This window comes from Butyrivibrio sp. DSM 10294 (assembly GCF_028539135.1).
Taxonomy (GTDB): Bacteria; Bacillota; Clostridia; order Lachnospirales; family Lachnospiraceae; genus Butyrivibrio.
In genome coordinates this window covers 1-19775 of the sequence record NZ_JANSWL010000040.1, presented here as the reverse complement: position 1 = coordinate 19775, position 19775 = coordinate 1, and the positions used below count along the sequence as shown (strand labels likewise).

At 48.6% G+C, this 19775-nt stretch carries 14 protein-coding genes and 1 riboswitch; of the genes, 6 read left to right on the top strand and 8 right to left on the bottom strand.

Translation table 11 applies throughout. The features are described from left to right. Positions 1-114: 114 nt before the first annotated feature. Genes NXH67_RS02880 through NXH67_RS02860 form a run of 5 tightly spaced genes read right to left on the bottom strand, consistent with a single transcriptional unit; the run spans position 115 to position 5148 of the window. Positions 115-1494: an MATE family efflux transporter gene (locus NXH67_RS02880; protein ID WP_272796308.1), complete on the bottom strand. Its 1380-nt coding sequence runs from the start codon at positions 1492-1494 to the stop codon at positions 115-117. Further along, positions 1491-3422, bottom strand: a complete 1932-nt coding sequence (locus tag NXH67_RS02875; protein ID WP_272796307.1) for a glycoside hydrolase family 2 protein — start codon at positions 3420-3422, stop codon at positions 1491-1493. Before NXH67_RS02875 ends, NXH67_RS02880 begins: the two co-directional genes overlap by 4 nt. Continuing rightward, on the bottom strand, positions 3409-4161 hold the full coding sequence (locus NXH67_RS02870) for a DUF975 family protein (protein WP_272796305.1): 753 nt from the start codon (positions 4159-4161) through the stop codon (positions 3409-3411). The genes NXH67_RS02875 and NXH67_RS02870 overlap by 14 nt, the downstream gene beginning before the upstream one ends. 18 nt (positions 4162-4179) lie before the next feature. Further along, the gene (locus NXH67_RS02865) at positions 4180-4686 is read right to left on the bottom strand and encodes a hypothetical protein (protein WP_272796304.1); all 507 of its coding nucleotides are present in this window, start codon (positions 4684-4686) and stop codon (positions 4180-4182) included. Positions 4687-4728: 42 nt separating this feature from the next. Then, the gene (locus NXH67_RS02860) at positions 4729-5148 is read right to left on the bottom strand and encodes a DUF4190 domain-containing protein (protein WP_022778232.1); all 420 of its coding nucleotides are present in this window, start codon (positions 5146-5148) and stop codon (positions 4729-4731) included. Between the two features lie 215 nt (positions 5149-5363). On the opposite strand from NXH67_RS02860, the gene NXH67_RS02855 reads away from it, so the two are divergent. Next, complete coding sequence (locus NXH67_RS02855) at positions 5364-8108, top strand: Tex family protein (RefSeq protein WP_272796302.1); 2745 nt, start codon at positions 5364-5366, stop codon at positions 8106-8108. 111 nt (positions 8109-8219) lie between these two features. Next, positions 8220-8338, top strand: a riboswitch (SAM riboswitch). A gap of 86 nt (positions 8339-8424) precedes the next feature. Further along, positions 8425-9618: a methionine adenosyltransferase gene (gene metK / locus NXH67_RS02850; RefSeq protein ID WP_022778234.1), complete on the top strand. Its 1194-nt coding sequence runs from the start codon at positions 8425-8427 to the stop codon at positions 9616-9618. 190 nt (positions 9619-9808) lie between these two features. Here metK and NXH67_RS02845 read toward each other — a convergent pair whose 3' ends face one another. The 3 genes from NXH67_RS02845 to NXH67_RS02835 are packed head-to-tail and all read right to left on the bottom strand — an operon-like array spanning position 9809 to position 14462. After that, entirely contained in the window at positions 9809-13348 is a 3540-nt protein-coding gene (locus tag NXH67_RS02845; RefSeq protein WP_272796301.1) for a DNA polymerase III subunit alpha, read from the bottom strand. 59 nt (positions 13349-13407) lie between these two features. Beyond that, positions 13408-14100 carry a hypothetical protein gene (locus NXH67_RS02840; protein WP_272796300.1) on the bottom strand — a complete coding sequence of 231 codons (693 nt, stop codon included), beginning with the start codon at positions 14098-14100 and terminating at the stop codon, positions 13408-13410. Beyond that, positions 14100-14462, bottom strand: coding sequence for a hypothetical protein (locus tag NXH67_RS02835; protein WP_272796299.1), 363 nt, complete (start codon positions 14460-14462; stop codon positions 14100-14102). The genes NXH67_RS02840 and NXH67_RS02835 overlap by 1 nt, the downstream gene beginning before the upstream one ends. Positions 14463-14862: 400 nt before the next feature. On the opposite strand from NXH67_RS02835, the gene pfkA reads away from it, so the two are divergent. The 4 genes from pfkA to NXH67_RS02815 all read left to right on the top strand — a co-directional run bounded on the left by pfkA (position 14863) and on the right by NXH67_RS02815 (position 19599). Beyond that, positions 14863-15831, top strand: coding sequence for a 6-phosphofructokinase (gene pfkA / locus NXH67_RS02830; protein ID WP_022778237.1), 969 nt, complete (start codon positions 14863-14865; stop codon positions 15829-15831). 258 nt (positions 15832-16089) lie between these two features. After that, positions 16090-16893: a TrmH family RNA methyltransferase gene (locus tag NXH67_RS02825; protein WP_022778238.1), complete on the top strand. Its 804-nt coding sequence runs from the start codon at positions 16090-16092 to the stop codon at positions 16891-16893. A gap of 3 nt (positions 16894-16896) precedes the next feature. Continuing rightward, positions 16897-17691, top strand: a complete 795-nt coding sequence (proC, locus tag NXH67_RS02820) for a pyrroline-5-carboxylate reductase (RefSeq protein ID WP_022778239.1) — start codon at positions 16897-16899, stop codon at positions 17689-17691. A 789-nt stretch (positions 17692-18480) separates the two neighbouring features. After that, the gene (locus tag NXH67_RS02815; RefSeq protein WP_022778240.1) at positions 18481-19599 is read left to right on the top strand and encodes an SH3 domain-containing protein; all 1119 of its coding nucleotides are present in this window, start codon (positions 18481-18483) and stop codon (positions 19597-19599) included. The last annotated feature ends 176 nt before the right edge of the window (positions 19600-19775 follow it).

Sequence of the window (19775 nt, the reverse complement as noted above, 5' to 3'; positions counted from 1 at the left end):
TTATACCAATGGGGACGGTTCTTTATGGTATAGTTTTTGCAAAGAAAAAACTATACCATAAAGAACCGTCCCCATTGGTATAAAAACCGTCCCCATGTCATGTCCCCATTCGCCTCAGTATACTTCCACCTGTCCGTTAAATATTTTCTTAAGACGATTCCGTACGATGATGAATGCCGGAATGAGGAAGGCGTCAGCCAGAACCCATGCTACAGGGCTTGCAAGACAGATTGCATTGAAGCCGATGAGGGGAACGAGAAGTGTTGCCACCAGGGTGCGGCCGATCATTTCCATTACGCCGGCAAGGATCGCAAACATGGAGTAGCCCATGCCCTGGATAAGGAATCTCACGATGTTGACCAGAGCCAGCGGTATGTAGAACATTGAGTTGAAGATCAAGAATAAATGGGCATTGTCAAGGCAGGACACTTCGCCGGCATCAAGGAAGATCATGGCAAAGTTCCTTCCGAAGAAGTACAGGACCACGAAGGCCAGGATAGCGTAGCCGCAGCCCAGTTTGATGGCAGCTACAAGACCCTGGGACAGGTGATCCAGTTTTTTTGCGCCAACGTTCTGACCGCCGTAGGTGGCCATGGTGGAGCCCAGAGCATCGAAAGGAATGCAGAAGAACATGCCAACTTTGCCGCCGGTGGTAACGGCAGCAGCTGCGTCAGTTCCAAGGCTGTTGATGGCAGTCTGAAGGATAACGCTTCCGATGGCGGTGATGGAGTACTGAAGACCCATGGGAACACCCATGTTGATAAGGATGAAGAAATGGGATCTGTCCAGTCTCCAGTCTTCCTTCTTGAGATGAAGGATATCAATCTTTCTGATGATAAAAATGAGGCACATAAGGCCCGAGATAAACTGGGAAATAACCGTAGCCAGCGCTGCACCTGTGATTCCAAGGTGAAGGGGCAGGATAAACAGAAGGTCAAGTCCGATGTTGATGATGGAAGCGATGATGAGAAACTGAACCGGGTGCTTGCTGTCGCCCAGCGCTCTGATAATACCTGAGAGCAGGTTGTACATATAGGTTACGGGGATTCCCAGGAATATAACGATGATATACTGATACGCATATTGAAGAACATCCTCGGGAGTCTTCATTGCGACCAGGATCTGTCTGCAGAATATGCTGACAAGAAAAGTCATTACAACAGCGAAAATACTGCACAAAATGATAGCATGAGAAACGAACTTTCTCATGCTTTTATAATCTTTTGCCCCAAATCTCTGGGCCACAGGGATGGCAAAGCCGTTGCAGACTCCCATGCAAAAGCCCATGATAAGGAAGTTCACCGCACCTGTTGTTCCCATGCCGGTATAGGCTTCTTTGCCAAGAAACCAGGATACGATGGCAGTATCAATTATATTATAGAGCTGCTGAAACAGCATGCCCCAGAACAGCGACATTGCGAAGCCAAAGATCAGCTTCATAGGATCGCCGACGGTAAGGTCCTTTATTGTATTTGACTTGGTATTAGTACTCATTGATTAAGCCTCTTACTCATATTCGGGTCAAGATTCGGATTAATCTTCGTGATCTTCCTATCATACGTCATCAGCCCATTAACCTCTTCCTCCACATCGCTGACCTGGGTATAGACCGCGCCGGAGAGACCCTTGGCGATAAGGGGCTTGAGGTCGCCGTTTATCAGGTTGTAGTAGGCAACACCGAAGGTGTCGAGGTTCTCGAATTTCTTGTAGCCGTAGACTCTGTCCACGCTGGAGTGGCCGTCGAGGTGGCAGGTAAGGCCGCCGTACTCAGAGATAACGAAGGCGCGACCGGCCTTGTCAATCTCCACGTTAAGGGGACGGAAGTAGTTGTGGACACTTCTAAAGCTTCCGCTTCCTTCGTCAAACCAGCCGCTGGCCTGATCAACCGGTCTTGAGTCGTCCATCTCTTTGGCCATAACTGTAGCGCCTGCGGCGTTGAACTGTCCCCAGCCTTCGTTGAAGAGAACCCAGGTGCCGATGGAAGGCACGTTGTAGAGGTATCGGATGGTGTTCTGCATCTCAAGCAGCCACTCGCTGCGGCCCTCTGCGGAGCCTCTGGAGAAGGTCTTGTAGTAGGCGGGACCATCGCTCATTCTTCCGAATACCTTGGGGAAAAGAGTTGGCAGGTAGCTTACAACGGGCTTGGCATAGGAAGAGCCGCCGCTTACCATGTCCTGCCACACGATCATGCCCAGTCTGTCGCAGTGGTAGTACCAGCGGGCAGACTCGATCTTGATGTGCTTTCTCATCATATTGAAATGGAGACGTTTCATCTCTGTAATGTCATAAATAAGTGCCTCGTCGGAGGGGGCGGTGTAGAGCCCGTCCGGCCAGTAGCCCTGATCCAGAACTCCCATGAGGAAGTAGGGCTTGTGGTTGAGGCAAAATCTGGTGATACCCTTGTCATCTTTTTCCGTGGAGAAGAATCTCATGGCGAAATAGGAGCGCACATGATCCTCTCCTGTATCAATCTGCAGAGGATATAGATAAGGATCCTCCGGACTCCACAGGTGCGGGTCCTTCAGACTTAAGGTGAAGTGATAATAGGAAGGGGTATCCCCCTCACTCTTTTGCCCAATTGTGGGATAGGTGTCTGAGGAAAAAGAGGCATCTCCGGGGAAAGCAGATTCGTTGCTGTCAAAAGAGCGCCCTGATTTAACCAGTTCAAGACCGGGAGTCTTGATTGTCACGGAGCTGGGCCTATTGGTGGAAATCTCTATGGATACGGTCTTTAAGTCCGCCTCAGGTCTGATGCGGATCTCTCTGATATAAGTGCTTGGCACCTCTTCGATCCAGACGGTCTGCCAGATTCCGCTCTGACAGGTGTAGTACATGCCGCCGCGGCGAAGAGTCTGCTTGCCTCTGCTGTGGTAGGAGGAGTCACTTGTATCTTTTACCCTTACCGCAAGTTTGTTGTCTTCTGCGTAGCTTCCGTCCGGGGAAAAATACAGATGTTCAGTGATATCGACTGTAAAAGGAAGATAGCCGCCACTGTGAGAACCCAGGTAGGTTCCGTTCACGTAGATATCGGCGAACTGATCCACAGCGCCGAAATGCAGCAGATATCTGGAATCCTTGAATTTCCTTGTGAGGGCGGGAAGGTCTTTTTTGTACCATAAGTACTGATCGGGCTCAAGACGCTTCTCGACTCCCGACAGCATTGCTTCCGGTGAAAAAGGTACCAGGATCTTGCCCTCCATCTTGTCGTCGGAAGGAATCTCAACGGACTCTTTTTCAGAGACAAAGGTGTAGTCCCAGTAGCCGTTCAGGTTCACATAGTTGTCACGGACAAATTGTGGGCGCGGGTACTCCTGCAGCACTTTATCCGAATTAAGATTTTCTCCCCAGGGGGTAAAAAGTCTGTTTAAGACGTCATCCTCGTGGGGCTTGTCTATGGCTTTGATAGCATCAATTAAGTCCATTTTCACCTTCTTCTTTCTGCGCTGCAGCGCCGGACATAATATCCTGATAAAAGGCTGCGTAGGTTGCAAGCATATATACGTTGATCCACAGCAGCGGGATAAATAGGGTTATGCACCCAAGAAGAATCATAGGGATAAAACTCAAGATAAGGCCCAGGTATTTCAGTTTTTTGCCCTTCATGAGATGAATGCCGGTGGTGAGGATCTGTCTGACCGACCAGTCCGGGAAGTCATGGAGAAGGAAAAAGATCTGGGAAAATACAATCTTCGCGTAAAACAAAAGAAGATATGATACAAGCGTCAGGATGAGAAATGGGATAGAAGTTGAGAAATCAATACCCGCCTGCAAGCCGTACAGTAGCACAAAATATGGCAGAGTCAGCACGTTGGCGATAATCTCAAAGATGCCCTGAAGAGCCACGGCCTTCTGGGGCTGCTGCTTAAATCCGAAGAATATATCCGATATACTAACGGTCTGGGAATAGATAAGATTCATGTACATATAAGCTTCGCCGGATACGAAGACTCCGAGAAGCGTATTGACGATGATCGCGATGAGCCAGCCAAGTACGATTGCTATGGGGCTCCTTGATCCTGCGGTAAAAGAGGATGTGATCGAGATCACCAGGAATCTGATGATGCCGAGAATGATAGCGGCACCGATGAGGGTGCCGTACTTGCCAAGAGATCTCTCTTTGGCGATAGCTTTAAGCTGTGATATGGTCTTTAATTCTGACATTAGGTGTACTCCCCTGCCTTAGCCGGCAAGGTCCACATTTGCACCGAGAGTGCCCTGTTTGTCGAGGGCTTTTCTGGCCTGCTGGTAAGGATTTTCTTCATTTGTATATTTTATCTTGGTGGCAGTCTCTCCGCCGGAGACATAGGTTCTGCCACATTCCGGACATACTGCCGTTTTGATCGAAACTGAAGCCTGAAGGACCTTGCCGTTATGCTGGGCTGCATCCTTGTAGGCGTTACTTACGTGCTCGGCTTCATGACCGCGAACTCTTGCTGCTGCGGCCTGAGGGCTGATATGCTGGGCGGTCTTGAAGGAGACCATCTCATCGGAACCGTCCTGGTATTTGCGCTCCTTGCAGGTCTGACATTCCGCAGGAGAGGACTTCTTTCCGGGTTGAACCTGGGTGGACTCGGAAGGATTCAAAATAGGTTTGGAACCCTCGGCCTTGGAGGCATCCGTTGTACCGGGTGTGCCAAAAAATCCGACTGCTCCGTATCCGCTATTTACAGCACCGATAATACTCATAGGCACCTCTTTTCCGGACACTTAAATATGGGAAAACTGCTATCAGTTGCCCTCAGGAGTAACGGGACTACCCGTCAATTCCTCAAGTGTCTCGTCAAAGCTGACTCCGTACAACTGCTGGCTTATCTGGTTCATCTGCTGACGCATCTCAGGATTGGTGAGAAGCATATGTATACTGGAGATAACCACTGCATAGCCTATTATGACGCCGAGAGCTCCGTAGGCAATGCCCTTCTTGGCCTGCGGAAGGAACTTCGCGGCTGTACCCTTGGACAGGATGGCCATCACTATTGCTATGCCGCCAAGCACGATACCAATGTATCCAAAAAAACAAAATGGAACTGACAAAAGTCCTGCAACCATAGCCACGGTCGCAAGATTAACGTGTTGATCCAGGTCGTTGTGGGCCTGGTTGTAGTTGTAATTGTTGTAATAGTACTTATCGTCCCCGTTGTCTGACATGTAACTCCTCGCTGTGCAAAACATACATTCTTATTTTGATTCTACAATAAGAACGGGTTTTTTACAATGTTTCGGACCTTCGCAGAGTCTTGAAAATGCCCGCAAAGGCTTGGTATAATAGGGGAGTGTGTGCTGTTTATGAAAAGTTCAGACAAAAATAAGGCTGAGTTTATCGGATACGGCATGAGTATTAAGCTTTTTTTAGTGAGGACAGTATGGATATTGTATTAAAGATCAAAGAGGAACTTAACGTAGAAAAATGGCAGGTGGAAGCAGCCATTAAGCTGATTGACGAGGGCAACACAATTCCCTTCATTTCCCGTTATCGTAAGGAAGTGACAGGATCCCTTAACGACGAGCAGCTCCGTAATCTCGACGAGAGACTTAAGTATTTAAGAGGCCTTGAAGAGAGAAGAGAGGCGGTTCTTGCTTCTATCGAGGAGCAGGGCAAGTTAACTGATGAGCTTAAGGCCAAGATCATCGCAGCTGAGACCATGGTTGCCATCGAGGATCTGTACCTTCCTTATCGTCCTAAGAGAAAGACAAGAGCCAGCGTTGCAAGAGAGAAGGGCCTTGAGCCTCTGGCAGAGATCCTTCTTGCCCAGGAGACAACCAAGCCTTTGCAGGAGGAGGCAGCTGCCTTTGTAGATCCTGAAAAAGGTGTGGATGACCCCGCAGCAGCTCTTCAGGGAGCTATGGATATCATCGCTGAGGATGTTTCCGACAACGCTGATTTCAGAACATATATCAGAGAAGCCACAATGGAGCAGGGCCGCCTTACAAGTAAGGCCAAGGATGAGAAGGCCCAGAGCGTATACGAGATGTATTACGAGTACGAGGAGCCCCTTGGCAAGGTGCTGGGACACAGAGTTCTGGCCCTTAACAGAGGTGAAGCCGAGAAGTTCCTGGTGGTCAAGATCGAAGCTCCCGAGGAGCAGATCCTTCAGTATCTTAATAAGAAGATGCTCAAAAATGACAATCCCATCACAACTCCCGTCATCGAGGAGATCAATCAGGATGCCTATGAGAGACTTATCGCACCTGCAATTGAGCGTGATATCAGAAATGAGCTGACAGAGAAGGCTGAGGACGGAGCTATTTCCGTATTTGGCAAGAACCTGACTCAGCTCCTTATGGCACCGCCCATCGCTGGCAAAACAGTGCTTGGCTGGGATCCCGCCTTCAGAACAGGCTGCAAGCTGGCAATCGTTGATGCCACCGGCAAGGTCCTTGATACCAAGGTTATCTACCCCACAGCTCCTCAGAACAAGGTTGAGGAGTCCAAGGCAGAGCTCAAGAAGCTCATCGACAAATATGACGTTGACCTTATTTCCGTAGGTAACGGAACCGCTTCAAGAGAGTCTGAGCAGGTCATCGTTGAACTGATAAAAGAGCTGGACAGACCCCTTCAGTACGTAATCGTCAATGAGGCCGGGGCTTCCGTTTATTCAGCAAGTAAGCTGGCTACAGAGGAGTTTCCTCAGTTTGACGTGGGACAGCGTAGTGCGGCATCCATCGCAAGAAGACTTCAGGATCCTCTGGCAGAGCTGGTTAAGATAGATCCCAAGTCCATCGGTGTGGGCCAGTACCAGCACGACATGAACCAGAAAAAGCTGGGCGAGACCCTTGAGGGCGTGGTTGAGGACTGTGTTAACAAGGTAGGTGTTGATCTCAATACCGCATCGGCACCTCTTCTTCAGTATATTTCAGGTATCAGCAAGGTTATCGCCAAGAACATCGTTGATTACAGAGAGGAGCACGGCAAGTTCGAGAAGAGAGAAGACCTTCTTAACGTGCCTAAGCTGGGACCCAAGGCCTATGAGCAGTGCGCAGGTTTCCTTCGTATCGCAGACGGTGAGAATCCTCTCGATGCAACCAGTGTGCACCCTGAGTCCTACGAAGCTACGCTCAAGCTCATGGACAAGCTTGGCATTACCTTTGACGATGTAAGGGCAGCTCAGAAGAATGCGGCTAAGGCTGCACTTGAGAAAAAGCCCGCTAAGACCGAGAAGCCAAAGCCCCAGAAGAAGCCTAAGCAGGTAGTTATAAAGAATACAGGCACAGCAATGGGAGCAGCGCTGGCAGCAGCTCTTGCAGGCAGCAATCTGGCTGTTGTTGAGGATGATAGCAGAAGCGGCAAGGGTGGCGAGGACGCAGCTGAAGTTCGCAGCCAGGACAATGCAGCCGGTGCTTCTGTAGGCTCACTTTCAAGGCGCGTCACCGAGGCTGAGAAAAAGAAGCTGTCAGAGGAGCTGGGAATCGGTGAGATCACTCTTACAGATATTCTGTCAGAGCTTGAGAAGCCCTCTCGTGACCCTCGTGAGAGCATGCCTGCACCTATCCTTAGAAGCGACGTCCTTGATATGAAGGATCTTAAGCCCGGTATGGTGCTGAAGGGTACGGTTCGTAACGTAATCGACTTTGGCTGCTTCGTGGATATAGGTGTTCACCAGGACGGACTGGTACATATCTCACATATTACAGATAAGTTTATTAAGCATCCTCTTGAGGCGGTGAGCGTAGGCGACATCGTTGACGTACAGGTACTTGATGTTGAGCTTGATAAAAAGAGAATCTCGCTGACAATGAAACTGCAGGATCCTGCCAAGGTAGCGGCGGAGGCAGCAGCGAAGGCTGCACAGAGGCCGGCGCCCAAGGCTACGCCTGCGCCGGAGAAGAAGGCTGCGCCTAAGCGAACCTCGGTCGTAGACCAGGTAGCCGCTGCAGCAGGCGTAACGAAGAAGCCGGCAGCCAAAAAGGCTGCGGCGCCGAAGGCATCTGCGCCGGCGGGAGCAGCAGAGGCGGCGCCTAAGGCTGCGACCACAGCAGAGGGCGAGAAGAAGGTAGTACGTAAGGTTGTTAAGAAGCCCGCTTCAACAGATGGCGCAGCAACCACAGAGGCTCCCAAGAAGTTCAAGAAAAAGGGCATCGTTATTTTCAAAGGCAATGCCAACGAATGATATTTTTTTTCAAAATGTTAATGAATTTATGAAATCCCTATTGATTTTGTAGGATTAATGGGTTAACATTTCTTAACGGACTAAAAAAGTCCGGTTTAACAATTAACCGTTCTCTTATTCAGAGTGGTGGAGGTACATAGGACCTGTGAAGCCACGGCAACCCCGAGCCGAATCGGAAGGTGCCAACCTGAGCGTGCAATTCCAAAGGATTGGAATACGAGCAATAAGAGGATCTGATACGATGATCAGCTCCGATTGTTTTGTTACGCACGCAACAAGATAATCGGAGTTTTTTTGTGAAGAAAGGATAATTAGAATGGATAAGTTTATTTTCACTTCCGAGTCAGTAACAGAGGGACATCCCGATAAGATCTGCGACAACATCTCAGACGCGATCCTTGATGCCTGCATGGCACAGGATCCCATGAGCCGTGTTGCCTGCGAGACAGCAGCCTGCACAGGTTTCGTTCTCATCACAGGTGAGATCACAACCAAGGCTCATGTTGATTATGCCAAGATCGCTCGTGAGACAATCTGCGAGATCGGATATGATAACTCAGCTAAGGGCTTTGACGGCAATACCTGCGCAGTACTTGTAGCACTTGATCAGCAGTCAGCTGATATCGCTATGGGTGTTGACAAGGCTCTCGAGGCAAGAGAGAACCAGATGACAGATGAGCAGCTTGAAGCCATCGGTGCCGGCGACCAGGGTATGATGTTCGGATATGCTACCAACGAGACCGAGGAGTACATGCCTTACGCTATCAGCCTTGCTCACAAGCTTACCAAGAAGCTCACAGAGGTTAGAAAGAACGGAACTCTTGATTACCTCAGAGCAGACGGCAAGAGCCAGGTTTCTGTTGAGTACGACGAGAACGGCAAGGTTAAGAGACTTGAGGCCATCGTTATCTCAACCCAGCACGACGAGAAAGTAACACAGGAGCAGATCCACGCTGACATCAGAAAGTACGTTATCGATGCAGTTGTTGACCTCTCACTTGTTGATGACAATACCAAGATCTACATCAATCCCACAGGCCGTTTCGTAATCGGCGGACCTCAGGGTGATGCCGGACTTACAGGCCGTAAGATCATCGTTGACACCTACGGCGGAGCAGCTCGTCACGGCGGCGGAGCTTTCTCTGGTAAGGACTGCACCAAGGTTGACCGTTCTGCAGCATATGCAGCAAGATACGTTGCAAAGAACATCGTTGCAGCAGGCCTTGCAGACAGAGCAGAGATCCAGCTTTCATACGCTATCGGTGTAGCACAGCCTACATCAATCCTTGTTGATACATTCGGCACAGGTAAGGTTTCTGATGAGAAGCTTACAGAGGCAGTTCGTAAGGTATTCGATCTTCGTCCTGCAGGAATCATCAAGATGCTTGACCTTCGTAGACCTATTTACAAGCAGACAGCAGCTTATGGTCACTTCGGCCGTAACGATCTTAACCTTCCTTGGGAGGCTACAGACAGAGCAGAAGCCCTCAAGGCAGCAGTACAGGCTTAATTTAATCCGCAACAATATTGGACAGTAATACAGTTTACCCCGTAAGAAAGGTGACCGGTTTGTGAAAACACTTGTTGTCACCTGCGTTGTAATTCATTAGAACTCAAAAACGGAAATCCGCTTCCTATCGACTACGCTCAAAGCAGTCAGCGGATTTCCGTTTTTTCGCTCTATGAATTATCTCCTCAGGTTACGTCAGCTGAACATTCTCTTTGCCAATTAGCGAGGAGAAACGCTCCAGGATAGCGGTGTCAGCCTTGATGCTGAATTGCCTGCCGAGCTTTTTGATCTGCTTGGTGTCGTTTAAGTAGATGGCGATTTCGTCGTTGCCATCGCTGCTTGAGATTATGTTCATTATGCTGGCATCAGCGGCTTCATAGGCTTCCTTATTGGGGAAGCGTAGCCACACAGTCTTGGGTACTTCATCGAAGAGGGTGACCTTGGAAGCAATTAGCTTGGCGTCGCGCTCGTCTTCTACGGAGACGCGGCCTTCGATGAATATTTTGGCGTCTTCGCCTAGGCGCGGGGCGTTGGCTTCATAGGTCTTGGGGAAGACGATTACTTCAATGCTTCCCACCAGGTCCTCTAAGGTTATAAAGGCCATTATCTGGTCGTTCTTGGTGTATTTTATCTTCTTCTCGGAGATTATTCCTCCGATCACAGCTCTGTCATTATCTTTAACCACAGGCTTGCCGGTTTCTTCGTCCAGATAGAAATCGGTGGTGGTGTTGGTGATCTTCTTTTTCCACATGGCAACGTATTCTTCAAGGGGGTGCCCTGAAACGTAGATGCCAAGCACTTCTTTTTCAAATTCCAGCATGAGCTCACGAGGGAATTCTCCTACTTTGGGAAGCGGGATCTTGTACTGGGCCTTGGTGTCTTCTCCTGCTATGTCAAAAAGAGACATCTGGCCTGCCATGCTGTTCTTGCCTGCGCTGTGGAGGCGGTCCATGATCTGGCCATAGACGGTCATGAGCTGTTTTCTGGTGCCCTCGAAGCAGTCGAAGGCGCCTGCCTTGATAAAGTTCTCGATGGCGCGTCTGTTAACTTCGCTGTCAGCGTCCTGCATTCTGGTCAGGAAGTCGTCGATGTCCTTGAACTTGCCGCGGAGCTTACGCTCTTTTACAATGGCGGAGATAACGGGCCTTCCAACGCCCTTGATGGCTGTGAGGGCATAGCGGATTGCCTTCTTCTTGCCGGGAGCGCAGGTTATAGCCGCACCGGGAATAGGTCTGTCATTCTCTCCGGCGTCAATCTCAGCCACAGAGAAGCCATCGAAGCCCTCATTGATGTCAGGGGGCAAAAGAGTGATATTCATGTTCCTGCAGCTCATGATGTAGCCCGAAACTTTTCCCGAGTTATCGATAACTGAGGTCATAAGGGCGGCCATGAATTCAACAGGATAGTAGTATTTAAGCCATGCGGTCTGCAGCGCAACAACAGCGTAGCAGGCGGCGTGGGACTTGTTAAAAGCGTATTTCGCAAAGTCCATCATGGAATCATAGATTCTGTTGGCAACTTCGATGGATATTCCCTTGGAAGCACAGCCGGGAACATTCTCGGCTTCGTTACCGTTGACGAAGTTCTCCCTCTCTATGACCATTTCGTCCTCGTGCTTCTTACTCATGGCACGACGAACCAGGTCAGCTCGTCCGAGGCTGTAGCCAGCAAGCTGCTGAACGATCTGCATAACCTGCTCCTGGTACACGATACAGCCGTAGGTGGGCTTTAATATCGGCTCCAGCTCCGGTGTGGAGTAGGAGATGGAGGAAGCATCATTTTTACCCTTGATGTACTTGGGAATGAAGTCCATTGGGCCGGGGCGGTACAGGGAAATGCCCGCAATTACGTCCTCCAGGGACTGGGGCTTAAGCTCCTTCATGAAGTTCTGCATTCCGCCTGACTCCAGCTGGAATACACCGTCGCATTTGCCGCTTCCGATGGAGGCAAGAACCGCAGGGTCGTTGTAATCAATCCTATCAATGTCTATGAAGCCTTCGTCACCGGGCTTTTTGCCCAGAGATTCGTTGGCGAAACGGACTGCATCCTTGATAACGGTAAGGGTGCGAAGTCCCAAAAAGTCCATCTTAAGTAGTCCCAGCTTCTCTATGGTAGTCATGGTGAACTGGGTTGTAATATTTCCTTCAGCGGAGCGTGACAGTGGCACCAGATCCTCTGCAGGAGCCTGGCAGATAACGACGCCGGCTGCATGGATTGAGGTGTGGCGGGGTAGACCCTCAAGCTTTTTGCACATGTCGATGAGCTTGTGAACGGTCTCGTCCTGCTCGTACTGGGCACGGAGCTCCGGATTCATCTTAAGAGCTGCATCAAGAGTGATGTTGAGCTCTGTTGGTATCATTTTGGAAATGGTATCGCCAAAACTGTAGGGCAGGTCCATAACACGGGCCACATCCCTGATAACACCCTTGGCTGCCAGTGTACCGAAGGTTATGATCTGCACAACCTTGTCGGCACCGTATTTTTCCGTAACATAATCTATAACGTCCTGGCGTCTCTCGTACTCGAAGTCCACGTCTATATCAGGCATGGATACTCGCTCCGGGTTAAGGAAACGCTCAAAGAGAAGGTCATACTTAATGGGATCGATATTGGTGATATGCATGCAATAGGAGACAATACTTCCTGCTGCGGAGCCACGTCCCGGGCCTACGGCGATGCCATTCTGACGGCAGTAGTTGATGTAGTCCCATACTATAAGGAAGTAATCAACGTAGCCCATCTTCTGAATTACTGAGAGCTCGTAGTCAAGGCGCTTACGAAGGGTACCGTCGTCCTCGGGATAGCGCTCCGCAAGACCGTCGTCGCAGAGCTTATTCAGATAAGTCCAGGAATCATAGCCCTCAGGCACCTCGTAGTGAGGGAGCTTGGTAACGCCGAATTCAATCTCAACGTTACATCTGTCAGCGATCTTCTGCGTATTATCAATAGCCTGCTGCGCATAGGGGAAAAGATGTCGCATCTCCTCCTCGCTCTTGACGTAGTACTGACCGCCTTCGTAGCGCATACGGTCTTCGTCGGTGACTTTTTTACCTGTCTGAATGCAGAGAAGCAGGTCATGGGCCTCCGCGTCGTCGGCGTAGGTGTAGTGGCAGTCGTTCGTGGCAACCAGCGGAATATCAAGCTCCTGTGACAGAGCCAGCAGGTAGTTGTTGACAGTTCTCTGCTCCGGAATGCCATGGTCCTGAAGCTCAAGGAAAAAGTTGCCGTGGCCGAATATCTTATCAAGGCGCATAGCAGCTTCCTTGGCCTTAACAGGCTCGCCCTTGATGACATTCCTTGGAATCTCGCCGGCAAGACAGGCGGAAAGGGCGATTATGCCCTCGTGGTACTGCTCCAGAAGCTCCATGTCTACACGGGGCTTGTAATAATAGCCTTCGGTAAAGCCGCGGCTTACGATATGGGAAAGGTTGGCATAGCCCACGTTGTTCTCAGCAAGGAGTACCAGATGGTAGTATCTCTCATCCGTAACCGCAGACTCTTTTTCAAAACGGGAGCCGGGAGCTACATAGACCTCGCACCCCAGAACGGGATTGATGCCTACAGCCCTGCACTCCTTGTAAAAATCTATGACGCCGTACATGACGCCGTGATCCGTGATGGCACCGGCGGTCATGCCCAGGTCCTTAAGTCTTTTAACGTATTCTTTTATCTTGTTGGAACCGTCCAAAAGAGAGTATTCCGTGTGGACGTGTAAGTGAGTAAAAGCCATTTTTTTTCCCCAATAAAAAGTGATAACTGATTATAACATATCTCAGTATCGATACTACATTATTGGTGTAAGATATCGTACAGTTCGCCGTCTACTCCGCCGTAGGTTGGTGGGAAGGTGCTGCCGTCGGCGCTACTGCCTTCATAGGCGTAATATATGCCGTTTACGTCCTGAAATACAATTTTCCACTCATAGCAGCCTGTTGTTTCCTTCTCTTCGCCGCGGGTGACAGTTTCCCAGGTTTTGACATCGTTTCTGTTGGCGATGGTTTTTAAACTTTCGGACTGTGCGTCGGAAAGGGCGTGAGGAGTAGTGTCATTAAGAAAATACTGCTTGTTTGTTATATCAAAGACAGCATTGATGATCTCATTGCCGTTATTTACGTAATAGCTTATCCTGGATACTTCGATATCCGATGAAATGCCTACGCCTCCGGCTGCGGTAGAGATCATATAGATGCTGCATCTGCCGTCATCTGTATAACTGTCTTTTAATCTGCTTACCAGCTTGTGTGCATCTTCACTGCTAAGATTCTGTTCTCTGATTTTGAGCACGGAACAAACCGAGATTACATCGAAGCCTGCGAGTTCCTCATCCGTGCAGCCAAGAACCTGTGTCATGTACTGATAATCGTCCATGGCATTTATATTGTTATTTTCGCTCATAGTTGCGCCTCCATTATTAACGTTACCGCAGCCTGTAAGTATAAGTGTTGTAAGCATTGCTGCAGCTATAAATTTAGCAAATTTCATCAGGTGCCTCCGTTTGTTTCCTTATACACATAGTTTGCATACTCGGTCAGAGCTTTATATGCTTCCGGGTAGTATTGTTTCAAATGCTCAAGGTTTTTGGTATCACCGGCCATATTATAAGAAAAGTACTCTGCCCATAATTCCTTGGCAGGATGCGTGGTGTCTGACCAATAATCGAGACTGTGACCATAATAACTCTTGGTTCTGCAGGTATTTCCGGTGACACCTCCATAGACATCGGTAACTGATTCGTAATTCGGGTAATCAGTTTGAGGAATGCTGCTGAGAAATTTCTTTTGTACCTGTGCCATCAGAGCCTGTTGATCAATTGAAAGACCATAAGTGTCTCCGTTATGTTTCATGGCATACATTACACTGCGGATGTCTTCTGTAGTATATGGCGGATCTGCGGTGAAAAAGACTGCAGTTTTTGCCCGGCGTTTTGAAGCTGAATTGCACTTGTTTTTACCCCGCCGGGGTTGATTGAAAATGTTCCCATATACCTTTCTCCTCTTTGATCACGTTATATCGATAGTTTATCAAATGCCCGGCGGCATGAGAAGTGCTATTTATCCCATTTCAGGTGTCATTTGTCAGAAAAGTGCTGATATTGTTTAGGCAAATTTTATTGCAGACAAAAAAAGTTTGCGGTACACTTAATTTAAGTATGTCAAACTATTGTCAATGCGGCATTTTTGTATTATATTAATTAGGATTTTTTAGAGGTTAAATAAAGACAGTTTTAGAATCGAGGAAATGATTATGGCAAAGCAGATCAAAACAATCGGAGTTCTTACCAGCGGTGGTGATGCACCGGGAATGAACGCTGCAATCCGTGCAGTTGTTCGTAAGTCACTTGCAAACGGACTTAAGGTTAAGGGTATCAAGAAGGGTTATCAGGGTCTTCTTAATGAAGAGATCATCGATATGGACAGACGCAGCGTTTCAGATATCATCCAGCGCGGTGGTACAATCCTTGGAACAGCTCGTTGCATGGAGTTCACAACCCCCGAAGGACAGGCTAAGGGCGCTGAGATCTGCCGCAAGCATGGAATAGACGGAATGGTAGTTATCGGCGGTGACGGATCTTACCGCGGAGCTCAGAAGCTTTCACAGCAGGGTATCAACACTGTAGGTGTTCCCGGAACAATCGACCTGGACATCTCCTGCACAGATTATACAATCGGTTTCGATACAGCCATCAATACAGCTATGGACGCTATCGACAAGATTCGTGATACATCCTCATCTCACGAGCGTGTAAGTATCGTTGAGGTTATGGGACGTCACGCAGGATATATCGCACTTTGGTGCTCAATCGCCAACGGTGCTGACGACATCCTTCTTCCTGAGAAGTACGATTACAATGAGCAGCGCATCATTGACAACATCATTGATAACCGTAAAAAAGGTAAGACACACCACATCATCGTTAATGCCGAGGGTATCGGACATTCAACTTCAATGGCTCGTCGTATCGAGGCTGCTACAGGTCTTGAGACAAGAGCTTCAATCCTTGGTTACATGCAGCGTGGTGGTAGCCCTACATGTAAGGATCGTGTATATGCTTCCATGATGGGATGCTACGCAGCTGATATCCTTGCAGCAGGCAAGACCAACAGAGTAGTTGGTTACCGCAACGGCCAGTTCGTTGATTACGATATCGACGAGGCTCTTGCAATGAAGAAGAACATCAACGAGTACATGTACGAGATCGCACGTATACTTTGATTTATTTCCGGGACGGGAATCGATGCCGAAGAGAACAGGAGCTATAAATACTTGTTGTCATCTGCGTCGTGATTCATTAAAACTCAAAAAACCTGAAACAGCCTCCTATCGACTTCGCTCAGAACAGTCGGCTGTTTCAGGTCTTTTTCGTTTTATGTATTTAGCTTACTTTGTTGTTGGTAGAAATAGGAGGTGTTATAATTTTTGAGAAGAGTGCAACAGTCGCTTTCTTGAATAATAGATAAATGAGGAATAGTTATGATCACAAGTGTTAATAACGACCGTGTCAAGAAGGTTGTTAGCTATATAGAAAAAAGTAAAGCAAGAAGAGAAGGAGACGTCTTCGTCATCGAAGGCATGAAAATGCTGAGGGAAGCACCGGTATTGCAGGTCAGGGAAGTGTATGTTACCGAGAAGTTCCTTGACAGTGCCGGTGAAGATGACAAAGAGATTCTCTGGAGGTACGGAGCTGAGCCTGTTTCCGAGGAAGTTATGAAGAAAATGGCTGCGACCCAGACGCCGCAAGGGGTTCTGGCGGTGATAAGGCAGTATCATTACACCGAAGAGGAAGTCATCGAAGGCTACAACGAGACTGACAAGGACGCAGCGCCGCTTATTCTTATTCTTGAGAATATTCAGGATCCCGGCAATCTTGGAACAATGCTGCGAAGCGGAGAAGGTGCCGGAGTTACGGGGATTATCCTTAGTAAGGGCTCCGCGGACATTTACAATCCCAAGGTTATCAGATCCACAATGGGATCCATTTTCAGAATGCCTTTTATATATGTAGAGAATGTTCCCGAAATGCTCAAAAAGCTCCACGCAAGCGGCATCAGCACCTACGCAGCGCACCTTAAGGGAACCAGGAACTACGACGAATTTGACTACACTAAGCCCACAGCTTTTTTGATAGGAAATGAAGGTAACGGTCTTACAAAAGAGACCGCAGATGCAGCAGGAGAGTACATTCTCATACCCATGAAGGGAGAGGTGGAATCCATGAACGCTGCTACATCATCAGCAATTTTGACATTTGAGGCATCAAGACAAAGGAGGAGCTAAGCAATGACTGTAGGATTTATCGGACTTGGAAATATGGCGAAGGCCATGATTGGTGGTATTTTGGCAAAAGGGCTCATGGGCCCCAACGAGATTATCGGAACTGCGGCAACAGAGGAGACCAGACTTAAGATTGCTAACAAATACGGCATTCAGGTTCGTGATTCCAACGAAGCCGTAGCCAAGGAGGCGGACATCGTCATCCTTGCCGTTAAGCCCCAGTATCTCAAGGTTGTCATCGCAGATATCATGGACAGCATTGATGAGAGCAAGGTAGTTGTTTCAATCGCTGCAGGCAAGACAATCGCATGGCTGGCAAAAGAGTTCGAGAAACCAACCAAGATCATAAGAGTAATGCCCAACACTCCCGCCCTTGTACTTGAGGGCTGCTCAGCGGTATGTAGAAACGACCTGGTGGGTGACAGTGATTTTCACTTTGTATTGGAGCTTCTTGAGAGCTTTGGCAAGGCCTATACAGTGCCTGAATCGTTGATGGATGTAGTGGTTGGAGTCAGCGGTTCATCACCTGCCTACGTATTTCTTTTCATCGAAGCCATGGCAGATGCTGCAGTTGCAGGTGGAATGCCTCGTAAGCAGGCCTATGAATTCGCAGCACAGTCTGTCCTTGGCAGTGCAAAAATGGTTCTTGAAACCGGTAAGCACCCCGGTGAACTGAAGGATATGGTATGTTCCCCTGCAGGCACCACAATCGAAGCTGTACGCGTCCTGGAAGAGCAAGGCTTCCGCGGAACAGTCATGGACGCTGTAACTGCCTGCATCGATAGAAGTAGAAACCTATAAAATCTACTTATTGGCTACCCGGACGCTCCGGGGGATTCATGCCGGAAGTATTTTGGAATGGGCCTTACGAATTGGAAGTAGCGTAAAATACTTGTTGTCACCTGCGCATTTTACGCTACTTCCAATCCGTAAGGTCTTTCTCTAAATCTTACGTTATAGAAGTCTTCCCAGAGCTGTTTGTGTATGATGGAAAGAAGTAGATTTTACCCCCAAACCGGGCCGTTTCATCAATCCTTGTGAGAGGCGTTTGTGCGATGACTATGAGGGAGTTTGTATGTTACCGTATGTTAAATAACTTTCGCTAATCACAAAAGGATTGCAGCCCCCTCTTTGTGGATATTTCGTTGGTGTATTTTGTCTATAAACAGCCGCGGGTATGCATGGAATAGGAGCTTCTGGGGCAGGGGAGTATATGGGGAGGCAGCGGGGCGGAAGCATCGGGAAAATGTGCAGTTCTCGCACGACGAGATGATTATCAAGACGAGAGGGCGAAGGAATGACGACTGTCCACGAATAGGCATGAGTAGGAGTCATTCCTTCACCATCGAGTCTTAGAGAATCACGAGGCGCACGAAAACCAGCATTTTCCCGATGCTTCCGCCCCGCTGCCTCCCCATATACTCCCCTGCCCCAGAAGCCCTATTCCCCCCATCAGCAGGCGGTTTATAGGCAAAATATATAAACAAATTTGACAAAATTAAATATTTCTAGTAATATTGTTGTGTTTTGAGGACGTTAACAAATTGCAACATATTTGTAACAAATAAAGACATCGAGGTTATTAGAATCATGAAACAGACAGCAAAGTTATCCGCCGGGATAGCAAGACTGGTCATGACGACCCTTCTTGGTATCACCCTTGTGGCGAACGGCGGAGTAACTGCGGAGGCTCGCAATGCTGGAGCATACGGCGAACCCTCCACCGGTATTTCAAACATTTTAAGCCCCGTGGCACCACTTGGTTTGGACAAAGATGCAGCAGAGGTTAAGGCAGCCAAGAACGCAGACAAGTCATCATCTGCAGCAAGTTCCGCCCAGACTACGGAGGATACAACAGAGTCTACTCTTGTTATGGCCAATGTTTCCAGAGCCATGAACGTAAGAGAGGAGCCCAGCGAGGACTCCACCAAAGTCGGAGTTTTGTACAAGGACTGCGGTGGCAGGATCATTGACAGGAAGGACGGATGGACCAAGCTCCAGTCCGGAGACCTTATCGGATGGGCCAAGGACGAATATCTACTTTTCGATGACGAGGCACAGGCACAGGCCCTTGACGTTGGAAGACAGGTAGTCAAGACTTCCGGCAGTGCACTCAATGTCAGAGCAGAAGCTTCCGAGGATTCTTCTGTACTCGGAGTTCTCCCCCAGAACACTTTTGTCGAAATGATAGAGGATACGGGAGATGGCTGGATCAGCGTTGATTTCAACGATGAGACAGGCTATGTTCAGAGCAGCTTCGTGACAAAAGAGTTCAGGATTGACCAGGGTGAGACCGTTGCCGCCATCAAAATCAGGGAGGAAGCTGAGAAGAAGGCCGCCCTTACCAAAAACCGTGGCAAGGTTTCAGCAGATGCTGATGAAGTTAAGCTTCTTGCAGCCCTCATCCAGTGCGAAGCAGGTAACCAGCCTTATGAAGGCAAGCTTGCAGTAGGCGCTGTAGTTATGAACCGTGTCAAGAGCGGTGCATATCAGAACAGTATTTATGGCGTAATATACGCTTCAGGTCAGTTTACACCTGCCCTTAACGGAACCGTAGCCAATGTATATAACAGCGGCAGGATCAACGATTCCTGTTATCAGGCAGCACAGGCAGCCATTAACGGTGAGACCACCGTTGGCGGCGCACTCCACTTCCGCCGCGTTAACGGCCGCGAAGGAATCATCATCGGAGCGCATGTATTCTGGTAATATTTGTTTATATCAGGAGTACCTTAGGGTACTCCTTTTTTGTTTAATAGACTAACTATTAAATGTCAAGTTAAAACGAAGAGGTTTGTTTAATAATCAGTACCTTGAAAATTGCATGACAAATAGAGCATCCTTATGGGTGCTCAAATAGAATGAGGGATATTAATAGCATTATG

What these genes read in the sequence shown, in the direction of transcription:
- NXH67_RS02880 (WP_272796308.1), bottom strand. Translation starts at nt 1,494, where the DNA reads ATGAGTACTAATACCAAGTCAAATACAATAAAGGACCTTACCGTCGGC.
- NXH67_RS02875 (WP_272796307.1), bottom strand. Translation starts at nt 3,422, where the DNA reads ATGGACTTAATTGATGCTATCAAAGCCATAGACAAGCCCCACGAGGAT.
- NXH67_RS02870 (WP_272796305.1), bottom strand. Translation starts at nt 4,161, where the DNA reads ATGTCAGAATTAAAGACCATATCACAGCTTAAAGCTATCGCCAAAGAG.
- NXH67_RS02865 (WP_272796304.1), bottom strand. Translation starts at nt 4,686, where the DNA reads ATGAGTATTATCGGTGCTGTAAATAGCGGATACGGAGCAGTCGGATTT.
- NXH67_RS02860 (WP_022778232.1), bottom strand. Translation starts at nt 5,148, where the DNA reads ATGTCAGACAACGGGGACGATAAGTACTATTACAACAATTACAACTAC.
- NXH67_RS02855 (WP_272796302.1), top strand. Translation starts at nt 5,364, where the DNA reads ATGGATATTGTATTAAAGATCAAAGAGGAACTTAACGTAGAAAAATGG.
- metK (WP_022778234.1), top strand. Translation starts at nt 8,425, where the DNA reads ATGGATAAGTTTATTTTCACTTCCGAGTCAGTAACAGAGGGACATCCC.
- NXH67_RS02845 (WP_272796301.1), bottom strand. Translation starts at nt 13,348, where the DNA reads ATGGCTTTTACTCACTTACACGTCCACACGGAATACTCTCTTTTGGAC.
- NXH67_RS02840 (WP_272796300.1), bottom strand. Translation starts at nt 14,100, where the DNA reads ATGAAATTTGCTAAATTTATAGCTGCAGCAATGCTTACAACACTTATA.
- NXH67_RS02835 (WP_272796299.1), bottom strand. Translation starts at nt 14,462, where the DNA reads ATGAAACATAACGGAGACACTTATGGTCTTTCAATTGATCAACAGGCT.
- pfkA (WP_022778237.1), top strand. Translation starts at nt 14,863, where the DNA reads ATGGCAAAGCAGATCAAAACAATCGGAGTTCTTACCAGCGGTGGTGAT.
- NXH67_RS02825 (WP_022778238.1), top strand. Translation starts at nt 16,090, where the DNA reads ATGATCACAAGTGTTAATAACGACCGTGTCAAGAAGGTTGTTAGCTAT.
- proC (WP_022778239.1), top strand. Translation starts at nt 16,897, where the DNA reads ATGACTGTAGGATTTATCGGACTTGGAAATATGGCGAAGGCCATGATT.
- NXH67_RS02815 (WP_022778240.1), top strand. Translation starts at nt 18,481, where the DNA reads ATGAAACAGACAGCAAAGTTATCCGCCGGGATAGCAAGACTGGTCATG.